This window comes from Streptomyces sp. NPDC048291 (genome assembly GCF_043201715.1).
Classification (GTDB): Bacteria; Actinomycetota; Actinomycetes; order Streptomycetales; family Streptomycetaceae; genus Streptomyces.
This window is the reverse complement of sequence record NZ_JBICZC010000012.1, coordinates 107,643-126,366: the sequence shown is the minus strand read 5'-3', so window position 1 is coordinate 126,366 and position 18,724 is coordinate 107,643. Positions and strand designations below refer to the sequence as shown.

Here is an 18,724-nt window from a genome sequence, read left to right as displayed (position 1 = left end):
GTGCAGCAGGACGGGCCCGTCGGCGGCAATGGATTAACGCTCAACAAAAGCCCCGCCGCAGCACTCGCCGCCCCCTGAGCACGGTTCTAGAGTGACCTACATCACGCCGCCCGGCTGACATCCCCCGCTCCCGCCGTACGGTCTGGAGGCCCCATGACCCACATCAAGGTGACGGTGGACGGCACACGCTACGAGGACGAGGTGGAACCCCGTCTGCTGCTGGTCCACTACCTGCGCGACCGTCTCGGCCTGACCGGCACCCCGATCGGCTGCGACACCTCGGACTGCGGCGCGTGCACGGTCGACCTGGACGGGGCGACCGTGAAGAGCTGCTCGGTGCTGGCGGTCCAGGCGGACGGCGGCACGGTGACCACCGTCCAGGGGCTGGCCGCGGACGGCGAGTGGACGGCGTTGCAGCGGGCGTTCCACGAGCGGCACGGGCTGCAGTGCGGCTACTGCACGCCCGGGATGCTCATGGCGGCCCGCGACCTGCTGCACGAGAACCCGCACCCCACCTCCGAGGAGGTCAGGCAGGCCCTGGAGGGCAACCTGTGCCGGTGCACCGGCTACCAGAACATCGTCCGCGCGGTGCTCGCCGCGTCCGGGCAGCAGGTGCCCGAGGAGGCCACGGCATGACCGACCAGGCCGTACAAACCGCGGCACACGAGATCGGCCGCGCCCGGCTGCGCAAGGAGGACGCCCGGCTGATCACCGGCCAGACCAACTGGACCGACAACATCCAGGTCGCCGGACTGCTCCACCTGGCCGTCCTGCGCAGCCCGATGGCGCACGCCCGCATCACCCGCGTGGACGTCTCCCCCGCCCTCGAACGCCCCGGTGTCGTCGCCGCGTTCACCGGCGCCGACCTCGCCGAGGGCCTGGGCTCGCTGCCCTGCGCCTGGCCGGTCACCGAGGACATCGTGCTGCCCGACCACCCGCCGATCGCCGTCGACGAGGTCCGGCACGCCGGCGATCCGGTGGCCGTCGTGGTCGCCCGCGACCGGTACGCCGCCGCCGACGCCCTGGAGGCCGTCGAGGTCGACTACGACCCGCTGCCCCCGGTCCTCGACCTGGAGGCCGCCCTCGCCGACGGCGCCCCGCTGGTCCACGCCGACAAGGGCACCAACCGCTGCTACACCTGGCCGCTCGCCACCGGCGAGGGCTTCGAGGCGGTACGGCAGCGCGCCGAGGTCACCCTCAGGCGCCGCTACCACCAGCAGCGGCTGATCCCCAACGCCATGGAGCCGCGCGCGGTCGTGGTCACCCCGATCGCCGCCTCCGGCGAGTACACGGTCTACTCGGCCACCCAGATCCCGCACATCCTGCGGATCATGCTGGCCACCGTCACCGGGATCCCCGAGCAGAAGCTCCGGGTGATCGCCCCGGACGTGGGCGGCGGCTTCGGCTCCAAGCTCCAGGTGTACGGCGAGGAGGCCGTCTCGCTCGCCGTCGCCCGGAAGCTGGGCCGTCCCGTGAAGTGGACCGAGTCCCGCTCCGAGGGCTACCTCGCCACCCACCACGGGCGCGGCATGATCCAGGACATCGAGGTCGCCGCCACCCGCGAGGGGAGGCTGCTCGGCCTCAAGGTGGACCTGACCGCCGACATGGGCGCCTACCTGATGCTGGTCACCCCGGGCATCCCGATCCTGGGCGCCTTCATGTACCCGGCGATCTACAAGATGGACGCGTACGAATTCACCTGCACCGGCGTCTTCACCACCCGCACCCCCACCGACGCCTACCGCGGCGCCGGACGCCCGGAGGCCACCTTCGCCATCGAGCGGATCATGGACGAACTGGCCGCCGAACTCGGCCTGGATCCGGTGGAGTTGCGGCGCCGGAACTGGATCAGGCACGAGGAGTTCCCGTACACCTCGATCGCCGGGCTGACCTACGACAGCGGCAACTACGAGGCGGCCACCGAGAAGGCCCTCGCCCTGTTCGGGTACGACGGCCTCCGCGCCGAGCAGCGGAAGCGCGACGAACGCGGCGACCCGGTACGCCTCGGCATCGGCGTGTCGACGTACACCGAGATGTGCGGGCTGGCGCCGAGCCGGGTGCTGCGCGATCTGCGGTACGCGGCCGGCGGCTGGGAGGCGGCGAGCATCCGCATGCTGCCCACCGGCAAGGTCGAGGTGGTCACCGGCACCAGTCCGCACGGGCAGGGGCACGAGACCTGCTGGAGCCAGATCGCGGCCGACGTGCTGGGCGTGCCGTTCGAGGACGTCGAGGTGGTGCACGGCGACACCCGGACCTCCCCGCAGGGCATGGACACCTACGGCTCGCGGTCGCTGGCCGTCGGCGGCGAGGCCGTGCACCGGGCGGCGACGAAGGTGGTCGAGAAGGCCCGGAAGGTGGCCGCGCACCTGCTGGAGGCCAGCGAGCAGGACCTTGAGTTCACGGACGGCGTGTTCGCCGTGAAGGGCTCGCCGGAGGCGCGGAAGACCATCCAGGAGATCGCCTTCGAGACGTTCACCGGCCATGACCTGCCCGACGGCGTCGAACCGTCCATCAACGCCGAGACGGTGGTCGACCCGGAGAACTTCTCCTACCCGCACGGCACCCACCTGTGCGCGGTCGAGGTCGACACGGAGACCGGCAGGACGCGGATCAGGTCGTACGTCTGCGTCGACGACGTCGGCCATGTCGTCAACCCGGTGATCGTCGAGGGCCAGGTGCACGGCGGCCTGGCGCAGGGCATCGCGCAGGCGCTGTACGAGGAGGCCGTCTACGACGACGAGGGCAACCTCGTCTCCGGGACCATGGCCGACTACCTCGTGCCGTCGGCGGCCGACCTGCCGGACTTCGTCACCGACCGGACGGAGACCCCGGCGGCGAACGCCATGGGCGTCAAGGGGGTCGGCGAGGCCGGGACCATCGCGTCGACGCCCGCGGTGGTCAACGCCGTGGTGGACGCGCTGCGCCCGCTGGGCGTCACCGACGTACGGATGCCGTGCACCCCGGAGCGGGTGTGGCGAGCGGTGAAGGAGGCGTCGGCATGATTCCCCCGGCATTCGAGTACACCCGTCCGGCCGACGTCGGCGAGGCGGTGCGTGCCCTCGCCGACGCGGGCGAGGAGGCGAAGGTGCTGGCCGGCGGGCAGAGCCTGCTGCCGCTGCTGCGCCTGCGGCTCGCCTTCCCGGAACTGGTCGTGGACGTCGGCCGGATCCCGGAGCTGCGCGGGATCCACGAGGACGGCGACACGCTCGCCATCGGCGCGCTGACCACCCACCACGACGTCCTCCACGACCCGCTGGTGCGGCGGCACGCCGGGCTGCTCGCGGCGGCCACGGCCACCGTCGCCGACCCCGCCGTACGGCACCGGGGCACCCTCGGCGGCTCGCTCGCGCACGCCGACCCGGCCGGGGACCTGCCCGCCGTGGCGCTCGCCCTCGACGCCGAACTGGTCGTCACCGGACCCGGCGGCCGGCGCACGATCCCGGCCCGGGAGTTCTTCGTGGACTACCTCCAGTCGGCGCTCGCGCCCGACGAACTCCTGGTGGAGGTGCGGATCCCGAAGACGGACGGCTGGGGGTTCCACTACGAGAAGTTCCAGCGGGTCGCCCAGTCCTGGGCCGTCGTCGGGGTCGCCGCGCTGGTGCGGCGCACCGACAGGGGGATCACCGAGGCGCGGATCGGGCTCACCAACATGGGCTCCACCCCGCTGCGGGCCGCCGCGGCCGAGCGGGCGCTGTCCGGTGCCGACGGCCCGCGGGCCGTGGCGCGGGCCGCCGAGGCCGCCGCCGAGGGCACCCGGCCCGCGCAGGACCTGTCAGGCTCGCCCGAGTACCGGGAGCACCTGGCGCGGGTCCTGACCAGGCGGGCCGTACTGACCGCCGCCGGAATGGGGTGAGCGCCGATTCCCCCGATGGACGACCCGGAGCAGGTGGGGGCCCGGCTGGCGGAGACGGGCTATCTCGTCGACGAAGGGCTGGCCGTCACCTGCTTCCTGGCCCTCAGGCTGCACCGGCCGCTGTTCTGCGAGGGCGACGCCGGCGTGGGCAAGACCGCGCTCGCCGCCGCCCTCGCCGAGGCGCTCGGCGCACCGCTGATCCGGCTCCAGTGCCACGAGGGCATCGACGCCACCCAGGCCCTGTACGACTGGGACTTCCCGCGCCAGCTGCTGCACCTGCGGGCCGCCGAGGCGGCGGGCGTGCGGGACGCGGACCGCCTGGAGAGCGAGCTGTACGACCGGCGTTTCCTGATCGCCCGGCCGCTGCTGCTGGCCCTCCAGCGGCATCCCTCGGTGCTGCTGGTCGACGAGATCGACCGGGCCGACGACGAGTTCGAGGCGTTCCTCCTCGAGCTGCTGTCCGAGTACTCGGTGACGATCCCCGAACTGGGCACGCTGCGGGCCGAGGTGCCGCCGGTGGTCGTCCTGACCTCGAACCGGACCCGCGAGGTGCACGACGCGCTCAAGCGGCGGTGCCTCTACCACTGGTTCGACCACCCCACCTTCGCCCGCGAACTGGCCATCGTGCGCGGCCGGTTGCCGCAGGTGTCGGCCCGGCTGGCCGAGCAGGTCACGACGCTGGTGCAGGCGCTGCGGCGCGCGGACCTGGTCAAGCCTCCGGGGGTGGCCGAGACGCTGGACTGGGCGGAGGCGCTGGACGCGCTGGGGGCGAGCGAGGTGGACGCGGACCTGGCCGTGGCGACGCTGGGTTCGGTGCTGAAGTACCGGGAGGACACCGAGCGGGCGCGCGGGCTCGACCTCTCGGCGGTCCTCGCGGCCCGGGGCGGGTGACCGGGCATGGGCGCGGCGCTGTCGGGGACGGCCGGGGTACTGCCGGCGGATGCCGTACTCCTGGGCTTCGTACGGGCGTTGCGGGCGGCGGGGGTGGACGCGAGCGCGGAGCGCGGGTACGCGTTCCTGCGCGCCGTGGCCGCACTGCGGCCGGGAATCCGCTCGGACGTGTACTGGGCGGGGCGGGCGACGCTGTGCGGCGGCCATGACGACCTGGAGCGGTACGACAGGGTGTTCGCCGCGTACTTCGCCGCGTCCGGCACCCCCGCCCGGCGGCCGGTGCGCACCGCTCCCCCGCCCCGGCTGCGGCTGGTCGTACGGGAGGGCGGCACGGCCCCCGGTGCCGGTGAGGCGGGCGAGCCGCCGGGGCCGCCCACCGCCGTCCTCGCCAGCTCCGCCGAAGTCCTGCGGCACCGCGACGTCACCGAGCTGGATCCCGCCGAACGGGCCCAACTGCGCCGCCTGCTGGCCGCGTTCACGCTGGCGGGGCAGACCCGGCGCTCGGCGCGGCGCCGGCCGGCCCGGCGCGGCGAGGTCGATCCGCGGCGCACGGTACGGGAGTTGCTGCGGCGCGGCGGGGAACCGGCCCTGCTCCGGCGGCACGCGCGGGTGGCCCGGCCGCGCCGGGTGGTGCTGCTCGTCGACGTGAGCGGTTCGATGGGGCCGTACGCCGACGCGCTGCTGCGGTTCGCGCACGCGGCGGTGCGCGCGGGCCGCACGGACGTGTTCACCGTCGGCACCCGGCTGACCCGGGTGACCCGTGAACTGTCGCACCGGGACCCGGATCTGGCGATGGCCCAGGTCGCGGCGGCGGTGCCCGACTGGCGCGGCGGCACCCGGCTCGGCGAGCTGCTGCGCGAGTTCCTCAACCGGTGGGGGCAGCGCGGGATGGCGCGGGGCGCGATCGTCGTCCTGCTCTCGGACGGCTGGGAGCGCGACGATCCGGAGCTGCTCGGCCGGCAGATGCGCCGGCTGCACGGCCTGGCCCACCAGGTGGTCTGGGCGAACCCGCGCAAGGCGCGCCCCGGTTACGCGCCGCTGGCGGCCGGGATGGCGGCGGCGCTGCCCAGCGTGGACGCCTTCGTGGCCGGACACAGCCTGGCGGCCCTGGAGCGACTGGCCGCGGTGATGCGCGGGGCGCGGACCGGCGGCGCGCCGGAGGGGCCGGATGCGCGCGATGCGCCGGAGAGGGGGCCGGGGAACGGGCCGGGGATGGCGGCGGCGAAGGGACCGGGAAAACGGTCGGAGATGGCGGCGGGGACCGGGCCGGAGAAAGGACCGAGGGACGGGCTGGAGAAGGCGGCGGAGTCCGGGCCGGAGAAAGGGCCGGGGAACGAGCCGGAGAAGGCGGCGGGGAAGGGAGCGGGTGGTGCGTGAGATTCTGCCGACGTTGGCCGGCTGGCACGCGGCCGGGATTCCGTTCGGCCTCGCCACGGTGGTCGCGGTCAGCCGCAGCGCGCCGCGCGGGCCCGGTGCGGCCATGGCCGTGGGTCCGGACGACGAGGTGGTGGGCAGCGTGTCCGGCGGCTGTGTCGAGGGCGCCGTCTTCGAGCTGGCCCAGGAGGTCGTCGCGACCGGCGAGCCGTCGCTGCGGACCTTCGGCTACAGCGACGAGGACGCGTTCGCGGTCGGGCTGACCTGCGGCGGCGAGATCACCCTGCTGGTCCGGCCGGTGACCGCGGGCTCCGACCCGGCCTTCGGCGCGGTGGCCGCGTCGGTCGCGGAGGGCGAGCCGGTGACCGTGGCCACGGTGGTGGAAGGACCCGCGCCGCGGGGCGCCACGCTCGCCGTCTGGCCGGACCGGGCGGCCGGTTCCCTCGGCACGACCGGCCTCGACGTGGCCGTCACCGCCGACGCGCGCGGCGAACTCGCGCTCGGCGCCTCCGTCCTGCGGCACTACGGCCCGCACGGCGAACGCCGCGAGGACGCGGTCACCGTGTTCCTCCAGTCGTTCGCGCCGCCGCCCCGGATGCTGGTCTTCGGCGCGATCGACTACGCGGCGGCGGTGGCCCGCATCGGCGACTTCCTGGGCTACCGGGTCACGGTGTGCGACGCCCGCCCGGTCTTCGCCACCCCGAAGCGCTTCCCGGCGGCCGTCGAGGTCGTCGTCGACTGGCCGCACCGCTATCTGAGCGGCACCGCGACCGACGACCGCACGGTGATCTGCGTCCTCACCCACGACCCGAAGTTCGACGTGCCGCTGCTGGAGGAGGCGCTGCGCCGGCCGGCCGCCTACATCGGGGCGATGGGCAGCCGCCGGACCCACGACGAGCGGCGCGCCCGGCTGGCCGAGGCCGGTCTCACCGAGGCCGAGCTGTCCCGGCTGCGCTCACCGCTCGGCCTCGACCTCGGCGCCCGCACCCCGGAGGAGGTCGCCGTGTCCGTCGCCGCCGAGATCGTGGCCCTGCGCTGGGGCGGCAGCGGGGCGCCCCTGGCCACGACCACCGGAGCCATCCACGCGTCCGCCGTCCGCTGACCGGGCCGGCCGCCAGGAGGAGTGAGTCATGGAACTGCACCACGAGTTCAGTGTCCCCGTCCCGGTCGACGACGCCTGGCGCGCGCTGCTGGACATCGAACGGGTCGCGCCCTGCCTGCCGGGCGCGGTCGTGGAGGACTACGACGGCAGGACGGTGACCGGCTCGGTGAAGGTCAGGGTCGGCCCGGTCACCGTGGCCTACCGGGGCACCGCGGTCTTCGAGGAACAGGACGAGACGGCCCACCGGATGGTGCTCGCGGCGAGCGGCCGGGAGACCCGCGGGCAGGGCACGGCCCGCGCCACGGTCACCGCGACGCTCGCCGAACACGACGGCGGTACGGCGGTGTCGGTCCGCACCGACCTCACGGTGACCGGCCGTCCCGCGCAGTTCGGCCGCGGGGTGCTGTCGGAGGTCGGCGACCGGCTGGTGGGGCAGTTCGCGGACTGCCTCGCGACCCGGCTGGCCGAACGGCCGCCCGGCCCGGGCGGTGAACCGGAGCCGGGCGGCGAGCACTTCGGGGACACCGCGCCGGCGGAGCCGCTCGACCTGCTGCGCACGGCCGGGGTGCCGGTGGCCAAGCGGGCCGCGGCGGTGGCCGCCGTGCTCGCCGTGCTCGCGGTGGCGGCGGCCCGGCTGCGCCGGCGCCGGCGGCAACACACCTGGCCGCGATGAGGTGTTCCGCCCGCCGAACACTATGAACACAACGCCCGGACCATGGTTCGGGTCCCGGCCCGCTCCCTAGCATCGCCGCGGACGGCGCGACGAAGCGCCGACGACGACAGGGAGCCGCGCCTTGAACAGGTCGAGAACCCCCGCACGGGTCCGCCGGACCGGCCGCCGCCGACGCACCGCACTGCTCACCTCCCTGGCGGCGGCCCTCACCGCCGCCTTCGCCGGCGCCCCTCCCGCACAGGCGGCCGCACCACCGTCGGCCGCCGTCTCCTGCCCGGCGGAACTCGACGGCAGGGCCTCCTGCTACACCGGCCAGGACGCCAACGGCGCCTACTACGCCATGGCCGTACCGGAGCACTGGAACGGCTCCCTGGTCGTGCACGCCCACGGCGGCCCGGACCTCGGCACCGGTTCGGACCCGGCGCGCAGCGCCGACGACCTGGCCCGCTGGTCCGTCATGGTGAAGGAGGGCTACGCCTGGGCCGGTTCGTCGTACCGCAGGGGCGGTTACGGCACCCGGATGGCCGCCGAGGACACCGAGAACGTGCGCCGGCTGTTCGTCGCGGACTTCGGGAAGCCGCGGCGGACGTACGTGCACGGCCAGTCCTGGGGCGGGGACGTCGCCGCCAAGGTCGTCGAGGTGTACGGCGGGCGGGGCGGACCGTACGACGGGGCGCTGCTCACCAGCGGTGTCCTCGGCGGCGGGTCCCGCGGCTACGACTACCGCGTCGACCTCCGCGTCGTCTACCAGTACTACTGCCGGAACATGCCCCGGCCGACCGAACCGCAGTACCCGCTCTGGCAGGGGCTGCGCGCCGACTCCACACTGACGGCGGCCGGACTGCGCGCCCGGCTCCAGGAGTGCACGGGCTACGCCTCGGCCCCCGAGGAGCGCACCGCCCTCCAGCAGCGCAACCTCGACGACATCCTCGCGGTCACCGGCGTCCCCGAGCGCACCCTGGAGTCGCATCTGCGGTTCGCGGTCTTCACCTTCCGGGACATCGTGCGCGACCGGCTCGGCGGCCGAAATCCCTTCTCCGACAAGGGCGTTCGCTACTCGGGGTCGCACGACGACGCGGCGCTCAACGCCGGGGTCGAGCGGTTCGGCGCCGATCCGACGGCGGTGCGCGACCTGTCCTACGACAGCGACCTCACCGGCAGGGTGTCGATCCCGGTGCTCACGATGCACGCGATCGACGATCCGACGGCGTTCGTGGAGCACGAGGCGGCCTACCGGGCCACCCTGCGCGGCGCGCACCGGGACCGCCACCTCGTGCAGACGTTCACCCACGAGTCCGAGCACAGTGCGCTGAGCGACGCGGAGTACGCCAACTCGATCGCGGCGCTGGACCGTTGGGTGCGCACGGGCCGGAAGCCGACGCCCCGGACGATCGCGGACTCGTGCGCCGGGTTCGACCGGACCTACGCCACGGGCTGCTTCTACGACCCGGACTTCCGCCCCGCCTCCTACGCCTCCCGGGTCCGGCCACGGCCGGGCGGGCTGTACTGGCCCGCCATGACGGCGGCGCAGGAGAGGCGGTGGAGCAGGATCGACGGGGTCGGGATCGCCCCCTGACGGTCCCGGTCAGGCCCTGCCGGGCCCCTTCAGCGCGGCGGCAGCCGGTGCAGGGTCAGCTCCGTCAGGGCCCCGTCGGCGACGGTCGCGGTGAGGTAGGTGCAGTGCGGCTGGCGCCGGCGGTCGGTCGGGGAGCCGGGGTTGAGCAGCCGCAGGCCGCCCGGGGCCGTGGTGTCCCAGGGGATGTGGCTGTGCCCGAAGACCAGGACGTCCAGGTCCGGGAAGCGGGCGGCGCAGCGGGCCTCGCGGCCCTGGGCGGGACCGGTCTCGTGAACCACGCCGAAACGCAGGCCGCCGAGGTCGGCGTGGGCCACCTCGGGGAGCCGGGCGCGCAGACCGGGGCCGTCGTTGTTGCCGTACACCCCGACGAGGCGGCGGCTGCGGCTCTCCAGCAGGTCGAGGGTGGCCTCGTCGACCCAGTCGCCGGCGTGCAGGACGACGTCCGCGCGCGGGAGTTCGGCGAGCAGCTGGTCCGGGAGCCGCTTGGCGCGCAGCGGGAGGTGGGTGTCGGAGGTCAGGAGCAGGCGCACCCGGCCAGCGTAGGCCACCGGACCCCGCCGAGATCTTCAGTCCGGACTTAACAGTTATGCCTGGGCAGTCATGCCTGGACAGTTTGGACTGGACAGTCCGGGCTGGACAGTTCGGGCTGACGGTTCTACGGTGGGCGCATGGCAGAGATCTCCGATTCCGCGACCCGTGCGGCACGCGACCTGCGCGTGATGTTCAGCAGGATGCGCCGCCGTATCCGAGAGGTCGCCCAGGACGCGGACCTCACCCCGTCCCAGGAGTCGGCCCTCACCCTGGTGTCGAAGCACGGCGCCGCCACGGCCAGCGCGCTGGCCTCCGCCGAAGGGGTGCGCCCGCAGTCGATGGCGGCCACCCTGGCCGCGCTCGACCAGCAGGGCCTGATCCGCCGCAGCCCCGACCCGAGCGACGGCCGCCGCCAGCTGGTCACCCTGACCGAGGCCGGCCAGGCCCGCGTCGAGGGCAACCGGCAGGCCCGAGACGAGTGGCTGGCCCGCGCCTTCCAGGACCGGTACACCGAGGACGAGCGCCGGACCCTGCTCACCGCGATCGAGCTGCTCGAACGGCTGTCGCGCCCGTGATACCGAGGCTCATCGCGGACACCCGCAAGGACTCCCGCCCGGCCCCCGCCGGATTCGACCGGCGGCTGATCGCGCCGATGGTCCTGGGCTCCGTACTGAACCCGATCAACTCCTCGATGATCGCGGTAGCCCTGGTGCCCATCGGCATCGCCTTCGGGGCCCCGCCCGCCGAGACGGCATGGCTGGTCACCGCCTTGTACCTGGCGACCGCCGTGGGCCAGCCGGTGATCGGGCGGCTCGTGGACATGTACGGGCCGCGCAGGCTCTACCTCGCCGGCACCGGCCTGGTGGGCGTCGCCGGTCTGATGGGTGCGCTGGCCCCCTCGCTGGGCGTGCTGATCGCGGCGCGGGTACTGCTCGGCTTCGGCACCTCGGCGGCGTACCCGGCGGCGATGCGGCTGACCCGCAGCGAGGCCGAGCGCACCGGGCAGGACAGCCCGGCCGGGGTGCTGACCGCGCTCGCCGTGTCCGCGCAGACCGTGGCCGTGATCGGTCCGACGCTGGGCGGGATCCTGATCGGCGCCGGCGGCTGGCACCTGGTGTTCACCGTCAACGTGCCGCTCTCCGCGGCCTGTCTGGTGCTCGGCGTGAAGTGGCTGCCGAGGACCGCGACCGCCGGGCACCGGCAGCGCATGGACCTGCCCGGGATGGCGCTGTTCGCCGTCCTGCTGGTCTCGCTGATGCTGTTCCTGATGGGCCCGCGGCCCGACCGCTGGTACCTGCCGGCGCTGACCGCGGTCACGGCCGCCGTCTTCGCGGCCCGGGAGCTGCGGGTGCCCGACCCGTTCGTCGACCTGCGCGTCCTCGGCGGCAACGTCCCGCTCGTCGTCACCTATCTGCGCCAGCTGCTCGCGTACACCACGTCGTACGCCTTCCTGTACGGCTACACGCAGTGGCTGGAGCAGGGCCGCGGGCTCGGCGCCTCCGCGGCCGGGCTCGCGCTGCTCCCGCTGTCGGCCGCCGCGCTCGTCACCGCCACGCTCACCGGCCGCCGGGAGGCCGTCCGTTCGAAGCTGGTGATCGGCTCCGTGCTGCAGATCGCGGGCTGCGCGGCCCTGCTGCTGGTCGGCGCCGGCAGCCCGGTCTGGCTGCTGCTCGCGGTCGGCGCGCTGCTCGGCGTCCCGCAGGGCCTGCTCGGACTGGCCGCGCAGACCGCGCTGTACCGGCAGGCCGACCCGGAGCGGATCGGTTCCGCGGCGGGACTGCTGCGCACCTTCATGTACCTCGGCGCGCTGGGTGCCTCCGCCGCCACCGCGGCGTTCTACCCGCACCGCGCCGACACGGGCGGGCTGCACGGCCTGGCCCTGTTCATGCTCGCCGGCTCGGTACTGCTGCTGGCGATCACGCTGCCGGACCGCTCGCTGGCCCGGCTCACCCCCGAACCCCGTCAAGCCCCCCGAAAGGCCTGATCCACCCCATGTCTCTGAGCACGCTCGACCCGCGCACGGCCCTTGTCGTCATCGACCTCCAGCAGGGCATCGTGGGCATGCCCACCCAGCCGTACACCGGCCCCGAGGTGGTGGCCCGCGCGGTGGAGCTCGCCGACGCCTTCCGCTCCCATGACCTGCCCGTCGTCCTGGTCCGGGTCTCCTTCGCGGCGGACTTCGCCGACGCCGTCCCGGGCCGCACCGAGCGCCAGGCGCGCGGCCTCGCCTTCCCGGCGGGCTGGGACACCGTCGTCGACGAACTCTCCGGCCACGAGGGCGACATCCAAGTCACCAAGCACAACTGGAGCGCCTTCCACGGCACCGACCTCGACGTCCAGCTGCGCCGCCGGGGCGTCACCCAGATCGTGCTGACCGGCATCGCCACCAGCATCGGCGTGGAGTCCACCGCGCGGGACGCCTACGCGCACGGCTACCACGTGTCGCTCGCGACGGACGCCATGGCCGACGGCGACGGCGAGGCGCACCGGGGCAGCGTCGAGCGGATCTTCCCGCGGCTCGGCGAGTCCGGCACCACGGCGGAGGTCCTGGAACTGCTCGCCAAGACCCACGGCTGAACCGGCCCGGCCGCCGGGGGGGCCGGATACCCGGGACGCCGGGTGAGCCTCCCCGTCCGATACGCCGCAGGGCGGCCGACGTGCTCGAAGAGCCGTCGGCCGCCCTGCGGCGCGTTGCTGCTAAGTGCCTTACGCCCTACGCCGACAGCTCCTTGCGGATGAGCGGGAGCCCCTCCGCGAGGGCCTGCCGCCAGTCCCGCAGCGGTTCCAGACCGACCTCGGCCCACCGGTCGTGCCCGAGGGCGCTGTAGGCGGGGCGGGGTGCCGGGCGGACGAACGCCTCGCTGGTGGTGGGGCGGACCCGCTCGGGGTCGGCGCCGAGCAGGCGGAACACCTCCCGGGCCAGCTCGCACCAGGTGGCCGCGCCGGAGTTGGTGCCGTGGAAGACACCGTGCGCGCGCTCGTCCCGGCCGAGGCGGGGGCCGAGGTCGGCGATCCGGGCGGCCAGGTCGGCGCTCCAGGTGGGCTGGCCGCGCTGGTCGTCGACGACGTCGAGGGTGTCCCGGCGGGCCTCAAGCTCGATCATCGTGCGCACGAAATTCTTGCCGTGCGTGCCGTACAGCCAGGCGGTGCGGACGACCGCGCTCGCGCCCGGGAGTTCCGCGAGGACGGCCTGCTCGCCCGCGAGCTTGGTCCGCCCGTAGGCGGTGCGCGGGGCCGTCGGGTGGTCCTCGGGGTACGGGGCGGTGCGGGCCTCGCCGTCGAAGACGTAGTCCGTCGAGACGTGGACGAGGCGGGCGCCGTGCCGGGCGGCGGCGCGGGCCAGCAGGCGCGGGCCCTCGCCGTTGATCAGCAGGGCGCGCTCCTCGTCGGTCTCGGCGTCGTCGACTGCCGTGTAGGCGGCGCAGTTGACCACGAGGCCGGGCCGGTGCGCGGCGAGCGCCGAGTCCACCGAGTCGGCGCTGGTGAGGTCGAGGTCGGCGCGGCCGAGGGCCACGGCCTCCTCACCCCGGCGGGCGAGTTCCTCGACCACGTCGTGGCCGAGCATGCCGCCCGCTCCGGCGACGAGCCACTTCATCAGTACTTCTCCTGCTCCTTGCGGGACTCCAGGGCGGCCCGCTCCTTGAGCGGCTCCCACCAGTCCCGGTTGTCGCGGTACCAGGCGACGGTGTCGGCGAGGCCGGAGGTGAAGTCGTGCTTGGGGGTGTAGCCCAGCTCGTCGTGGATCTTGCTCCAGTCGACGGAGTAGCGCTGGTCGTGGCCCTTGCGGTCGGCGACCCGGTCCACGCGCTCCCAGTCGGCGCCGCAGGCTTCGAGGAGCAGCCCGGTGAGCTCCTTGTTGCTGAGCTCGGTGCCGCCGCCGATGTTGTAGACCTCGCCGGCCCGGCCGCCGGTGCGGACCAGGTCGATGCCCTGGCAGTGGTCCTCGACGTGCAGCCAGTCGCGGACGTTGCTGCCGTCGCCGTACAGCGGGACGTTCTTGCCGTCGAGGAGGTTGCTCACGAAGAGCGGGATGACCTTCTCGGGGAACTGGTGCGGCCCGTAGTTGTTGGAGCAGCGGGTGACGCGGACGTCCATGCCGTGGGTGCGGTGGAAGGCCAGCGCCAGCAGGTCCGAGGAGGCCTTGGAGGCGGAGTACGGCGAGTTCGGCTGGAGCGGGTGGCTCTCGGGCCAGGAGCCGGTCTCGATGGAGCCGTAGACCTCGTCGGTGGAGACGTGCACGAACGGGCCGACGTTGTGGCGCAGGGCCGCGTCCAGGAGGGTCTGGGTGCCGACGACGTTGGTGCGGACGAACGCGCCGGCGCCGTCGATGGAGCGGTCGACGTGCGACTCGGCGGCGAAGTGCACGACCTGGTCGGCCTCGGCCATGAGCTGGTCGACCAGCTCGGCGTCGCAGATGTCGCCCTGGACGAAGGTCAGCCGGGGGTGCGACTCGGGCAGGTTCGTCAGGGTGCCCGCGTAGGTGAGCTTGTCCAGCACGGTGATGTGCGGCGCGTCGGGGGCGCTGTCGGCGAGCAGGCCGCGAACGTACGTGGAGCCGATGAAGCCGGCCGCGCCGGTGACGAGGAGATTCATGAACGGATCTGCACCTTGCTGTGGTCTCCGAGAACGAGGCGGTGGGCGCTGGGGGTGCCGGGTGCCGGGGTGACCTCGACGTGCCGGCCGATCAGCGAGGACTCGATCCTGCCCACCCCGTCGATGGAGGAGTCCCGCAGCACTATGGAGAACTCCAGCTCACTCTCGGTGATCCGGCAGTTCTCGGCGACCGACGTGAAGGGGCCCACGTAGGAGTCGCCGACGACGGTCCCGGCGCCGATCACGGCCGGACCGACGATCCGGGAGTTGGTGACGCGCGCGCCGGCCTCGACGACCACGCGGCCCACGATCTGGCTGGCCTCGTCGACCTCGCCGTCGATCCGCGGCTCCTGGGACTCCAGGACGGTCCGGTTGACCTCCAGCATGTCGACGACGTTGCCGGTGTCCTTCCAGTAGCCCTTGATCACCGTGGAGCGCACGTCGGCGCGCTGGTCGATGAGGTGCTGGATGGCGTGGGTGATCTCCAGCTCGCCGCGCCAGGACGGCTTGATGGCGCGCACGGCGTCGTGGATGGCGGGCGTGAACAGGTAGACGCCGACCAGGGCGAGGTCGCTCTTGGGCTCCTGCGGCTTCTCCTCCAGGCCGACCACCTGGCCGTCGGCGTCCAGCTCGGCGACGCCGAAGGCGCGCGGGTTGGGCACGTGGGTGAGGAGGATCTGGGCGTCGGGGCGGGTCTCCCGGAACTCGTCGACCAGTCCGCTGATGCCGCCGACGATGAAGTTGTCGCCCAGGTACATGACGAAGTCGTCGTCGCCGAGGAACTCGCGGGCGATCAGCACCGCGTGGGCCAGGCCCAGCGGCTGGTCCTGGGGGATGTAGGTGACGTCCAGGCCGAACTTCGACCCGTCGCCTACCGCCTCCTCGATCTCGGCGGCGGTGTCGCCGACGATCATCCCGACCTCGGTGACGCCCGCGGCGGCAAGGGATTCGAGCCCGTAGAAGAGCACGGGTTTGTTCGCCACCGGCACGAGCTGCTTCGCCGATGTGTGGGTGATCGGCCGCAGCCGGGTTCCGGCACCGCCGGAGAGCACCAAAGCCTTCATTCGCTACACCTTATAGGTGAACATCTGATTGAGACGTTCTTCTGTTTTCCTGACTGGTTACGACAGTATGGCCTCGGTGCGGACACCATGTGACCACGAGGTGCCCCGTAACGGCATCCCGCCCGGTTTGTCCGCTGGTCAGGGGCGCTCCGGCCGGGCCGCCGCGCGTTCCACGGCCGCCTCGATCTCGGCCCTGGCCCTGCCCTCGTCGCGGGCGTACTCGTTCACCGCGGTCAGTTCGTCCCGGGCCAGGTCCCGCCAGGCCCGCAGGGCGGTCTCGTAGGTCTCCGACTGGGCGCCGCCCGGCTGCTGCCGGGCCGGTGGCCCGTAGGTGTCCCGCAGTTCCAGGACCTTCTCGTGGGCCGCGTCGGCCGCGCGGTGCTTCGCCACGAGTTCTTCGAAGGTGTGTGCCACGTCATGGACACTAAGGAGGGTCGGGCCGCGCCGCCTGTCGAGAACCCGTGGCCGCCGGGGTCAGTCCTCCAGGACGAGTTCCGCCCACACCTGCTTGCCGCCGCTGGCCGGCACGGTCCCCCAGGCGGTGGACACCGCCTCCACCAGGAGGATGCCGCGCCCGCCGGTGGCCTCCCAGCCGATGTTGGTGGGTTTCACCGGGCTGCGCGGCGAGGCGTCCGCGACGGCGATCCGCAGCCGGTGTTCGACCAGGGTCAGGTCGAGCCGGACGGGTCCGTCGGTGTGGATGAGGGCGTTGGTGACGAGTTCGGAGACGACCAGCAGGGCCGCGTCCATGGCCTGGTCGGTCACGCCCCACGAGCGCAGGGTGCGCCGGCTGAAGCGGCGGGCGTGCCGGGCCGCCTCGGGCACCCGCCACACCGTCCAGCTCTCCCGCAGCGGGCGCACGGCCATGCCGTCGTAGCGCATCAGCAGCAGGGCGACGTCGTCGGCGCGGGGGGCGTTGCCGAGCAGCGCGTCGGCGACCAGGCCGAGGTGGGCCGGGTCGCAGCCGGCGAGGTCACGGGCGAAGCGCTCCATGCCCTCGTCGATGTCGGCGTCGGGGGACTCGACCAGGCCGTCGGTGGTGAGCGCTAGCAGGGTGCCGGGGCGGAGGCTGAGCTGGGTCATCGGGAACTCGGCCCGGCCGAGCACGCCGAGCGGCGGGCCGCCCTCGGTCTCGGCGATCCGCGCGGTGCCGTCCGGCTGCCGCAGCACGGGCGGCAGGTGTCCGGCGCGCACGCACCAGGCGGTGCCGTCCTCCATGTCGACGTCGACGTAGCAGCAGGTGGCGAAGAGGTCGCTCTCCATGTCCAGGAGCAGCCGGTTGGCGTGCGAGACGACCACGTCGGGGGTGTGCCCCTCGGCGGCGTAGGCGCGCAGCGCGGTGCGCATCTGGCCCATGAGCGCGGCGGCGCTCGCGTTGTGGCCCTGGACGTCGCCGATGACGAGGGCGACGTGGTTGTCGGTCAGCGGGATCACGTCGTACCAGTCGCCGCCGACCTCCAGGCCGCCCTCGGTGGTGGGCAGGTAGCGGGCGACGGCCTCGGCGCCGGGCAGCCGGGGCAGCCGGCGCGGCAGCAGGGCGCGCTGGAGCATCCCGACGAGTTCGTGCTCGGCGTCGAAGGCGTGGGCGCGCATCAGGGCCTCGCCCGCCAGGCCGGCGGAGGCGGTGAGCAGGGCGCGTTCGTCGGGCCCGAAGTCGTGCGGGGCGTCCCAGCCGATCAGGCAGGCACCGGCCATCCGGCCCGCCGCGGGCAGCGGAAGGATGGCGAGGCCGCCGGGACCGACCTCGGCGAGGGCCGGTTCCAGGGCGGCCCGGGCGGGCCAGATCTGGGCGCGGCCCTCGCGCAGGGCGGCGGCGAGGGTGGGCATGGACCGCACCGGGGCGTCGGGCCACTCGCTGCGCCACTCGGTGCGCCACAGCTCGGGCCAGGACTCGGCCTCGGGCGGGTCGAGGACGGTGACGACCAGGCGCTCGTTCTCCAGTTCGGCCAGGGCGATCCGGTCGGCCTTGAGCGGTTCGCGCAGGGCGTTCACGACGGCCTGGCCGACGTCCTTGACCGTGCGGGCGGTGGCCAGGGCGGCGGCGAGCTGCTGCACGCGGGTCACGTCGGTGACGTCCGAGCGGAGCGTGGAGGCGTCGGCGACGGTGCCGGCCAGCCGGGCCGGGCGTCCCTCACCGCCGGGCACCAGCCGGCCGCGCAGCCGCAGCCACTTGGGCGGGCCGGAGGGCTGCAGGATCCGGAACTCCAGCTCGCGGTCGCCGATGGACATGTGGTCGGCCTCGACGACGGACATCAGGGCGGGCAGGTCCTCCGGCAGGGTGCGGCCGAGCAGCGTCTCGACCTTGCCGTCGAACTCGTCGCGGCCCATCCGGAAGAGTCCGAGGATGCCGTCGCCGACCGCGATCCGGCCGGTGTCCATGGCGAGGCTGAAGGCGTCGGCGGGCAGTTCGCCGGTCTCCGCGGCGGGCGGCAGCGGGGCGGGCAGGGCGATCGCCGCGGCCACCAGGGCCAGGCAGGCGCGGTCCTCGGGGCCGAACCCGTCGTCCCGCTCGCTGACGGTGACGAGGAGCCCGGCGCCGCCGGGCAGGGGCAGGGCGGCGAGCCAGAACTCCCGGGACGGGGTCCGCCGTGCCTCCGGGCAGTCGGCCAGTTCGTCGGGACCGAGCCAGACGGGCCGCCCGGTGCCGTACGCCTCCGCCGCCGGGGACCGCCCGATCGCCGGGTAGGCGTCGCGCAGCCCGTACAGGGTGCGGGGCAGGCCCGCCGACTCGGTGAGGCGCAGCACGGTCCCTTCGTCGCCGGGTGTGTACACGCCGGCGAAGGCCGCGCCCGCGAAGACCAGGGCCTGTTCGAGCACGCGGCGGAGCCGATCGGGTGCGCCGGGATCGCCAGTGAGCGTTTCGAGGGCGATTTCGGCGCGATCCGTTCTCGTTCCGCGTATCGCAGCACCCTCACTGACCACGCCGCCATTACAGCGCTTATGAGGCGTCTGCGCAGCCCCTGTGACCGTTCCGTGGAGGGCGGGGAGGCTGCTTGCCAGGCCGCTTGTTCGATACCCGCCGGACATGTCGCCGGACAGGTCCCGGCCCGCGCGTTCCGCACGGCGA

17 protein-coding genes are annotated in these 18,724 nt (G+C 73.9%); 11 read left to right on the top strand and 6 right to left on the bottom strand.

The window, feature by feature from the left end:
* Positions 1–153 precede the first annotated feature (153 nt).
* The 8 genes from ACGF5O_RS31245 (at position 154) to ACGF5O_RS31210 (ending at position 9,469) form a co-directional block, all read left to right on the top strand.
* Positions 154–636: a (2Fe-2S)-binding protein gene (locus ACGF5O_RS31245; protein ID WP_393813228.1), complete on the top strand. Its 483-nt coding sequence runs from the start codon at positions 154–156 to the stop codon at positions 634–636.
* The gene (locus ACGF5O_RS31240) at positions 633–3,002 is read left to right on the top strand and encodes a xanthine dehydrogenase family protein molybdopterin-binding subunit (RefSeq protein WP_393813227.1); all 2,370 of its coding nucleotides are present in this window, start codon (positions 633–635) and stop codon (positions 3,000–3,002) included. Before ACGF5O_RS31245 ends, ACGF5O_RS31240 begins: the two co-directional genes overlap by 4 nt.
* Positions 2,999–3,853 (top strand): FAD binding domain-containing protein, encoded by an 855-nt coding sequence (locus ACGF5O_RS31235; protein WP_393813226.1) that lies wholly within the window; start codon positions 2,999–3,001, stop codon positions 3,851–3,853. Before ACGF5O_RS31240 ends, ACGF5O_RS31235 begins: the two co-directional genes overlap by 4 nt.
* A gap of 15 nt (positions 3,854–3,868) precedes the next feature.
* The gene (locus ACGF5O_RS31230) at positions 3,869–4,744 is read left to right on the top strand and encodes an AAA family ATPase (RefSeq protein WP_393813225.1); all 876 of its coding nucleotides are present in this window, start codon (positions 3,869–3,871) and stop codon (positions 4,742–4,744) included.
* A gap of 6 nt (positions 4,745–4,750) precedes the next feature.
* Positions 4,751–6,121, top strand: a complete 1,371-nt coding sequence (locus ACGF5O_RS31225) for a VWA domain-containing protein (protein WP_393813224.1) — start codon at positions 4,751–4,753, stop codon at positions 6,119–6,121.
* Positions 6,114–7,220 (top strand): XdhC family protein, encoded by a 1,107-nt coding sequence (locus ACGF5O_RS31220; protein ID WP_393813223.1) that lies wholly within the window; start codon positions 6,114–6,116, stop codon positions 7,218–7,220. The genes ACGF5O_RS31225 and ACGF5O_RS31220 overlap by 8 nt, the downstream gene beginning before the upstream one ends.
* 28 nt (positions 7,221–7,248) lie before the next feature.
* Positions 7,249–7,893 (top strand): SRPBCC family protein, encoded by a 645-nt coding sequence (locus tag ACGF5O_RS31215; protein ID WP_393813222.1) that lies wholly within the window; start codon positions 7,249–7,251, stop codon positions 7,891–7,893.
* A gap of 121 nt (positions 7,894–8,014) precedes the next feature.
* Complete coding sequence (locus ACGF5O_RS31210; RefSeq protein ID WP_393813221.1) at positions 8,015–9,469, top strand: hypothetical protein; 1,455 nt, start codon at positions 8,015–8,017, stop codon at positions 9,467–9,469.
* A 29-nt stretch (positions 9,470–9,498) separates the two neighbouring features.
* On the opposite strand, the gene ACGF5O_RS31205 is transcribed toward ACGF5O_RS31210, so the two are convergent.
* A complete protein-coding gene (locus ACGF5O_RS31205; RefSeq protein WP_393813220.1) occupies positions 9,499–9,999 on the bottom strand; it encodes a metallophosphoesterase family protein in 501 nt (166 codons plus the stop codon).
* A 138-nt stretch (positions 10,000–10,137) separates the two neighbouring features.
* Between ACGF5O_RS31205 and ACGF5O_RS31200 the strand changes: the two genes are divergently transcribed.
* From ACGF5O_RS31200 to ACGF5O_RS31190, 3 genes are read left to right on the top strand one after another with little or no spacing between them, the layout of a single operon-like run.
* Positions 10,138–10,575, top strand: coding sequence for a MarR family winged helix-turn-helix transcriptional regulator (locus ACGF5O_RS31200; protein ID WP_393813219.1), 438 nt, complete (start codon positions 10,138–10,140; stop codon positions 10,573–10,575).
* Positions 10,572–11,984: an MFS transporter gene (locus tag ACGF5O_RS31195; RefSeq protein ID WP_393813218.1), complete on the top strand. Its 1,413-nt coding sequence runs from the start codon at positions 10,572–10,574 to the stop codon at positions 11,982–11,984. Before ACGF5O_RS31200 ends, ACGF5O_RS31195 begins: the two co-directional genes overlap by 4 nt.
* 8 nt (positions 11,985–11,992) lie before the next feature.
* Positions 11,993–12,577: a hydrolase gene (locus ACGF5O_RS31190; protein WP_393813217.1), complete on the top strand. Its 585-nt coding sequence runs from the start codon at positions 11,993–11,995 to the stop codon at positions 12,575–12,577.
* A gap of 136 nt (positions 12,578–12,713) precedes the next feature.
* Here ACGF5O_RS31190 and rfbD read toward each other — a convergent pair whose 3' ends face one another.
* The 5 genes from rfbD to ACGF5O_RS31165 form a co-directional block, all read right to left on the bottom strand.
* Positions 12,714–13,595 (bottom strand): dTDP-4-dehydrorhamnose reductase, encoded by an 882-nt coding sequence (gene rfbD / locus ACGF5O_RS31185; protein WP_393813216.1) that lies wholly within the window; start codon positions 13,593–13,595, stop codon positions 12,714–12,716.
* A complete protein-coding gene (rfbB, locus tag ACGF5O_RS31180) occupies positions 13,595–14,593 on the bottom strand; it encodes a dTDP-glucose 4,6-dehydratase (protein ID WP_393813215.1) in 999 nt (332 codons plus the stop codon). The genes rfbD and rfbB overlap by 1 nt, the downstream gene beginning before the upstream one ends.
* Positions 14,590–15,657 (bottom strand): glucose-1-phosphate thymidylyltransferase, encoded by a 1,068-nt coding sequence (locus tag ACGF5O_RS31175; RefSeq protein ID WP_393813214.1) that lies wholly within the window; start codon positions 15,655–15,657, stop codon positions 14,590–14,592. Before ACGF5O_RS31175 ends, rfbB begins: the two co-directional genes overlap by 4 nt.
* A 138-nt stretch (positions 15,658–15,795) precedes the next feature.
* Positions 15,796–16,071 (bottom strand): hypothetical protein, encoded by a 276-nt coding sequence (locus tag ACGF5O_RS31170; protein WP_393813213.1) that lies wholly within the window; start codon positions 16,069–16,071, stop codon positions 15,796–15,798.
* A 60-nt stretch (positions 16,072–16,131) separates the two neighbouring features.
* Entirely contained in the window at positions 16,132–18,579 is a 2,448-nt protein-coding gene (locus tag ACGF5O_RS31165; protein WP_393813212.1) for a SpoIIE family protein phosphatase, read from the bottom strand.
* Between the last annotated feature and the right edge of the window lie 145 nt (positions 18,580–18,724).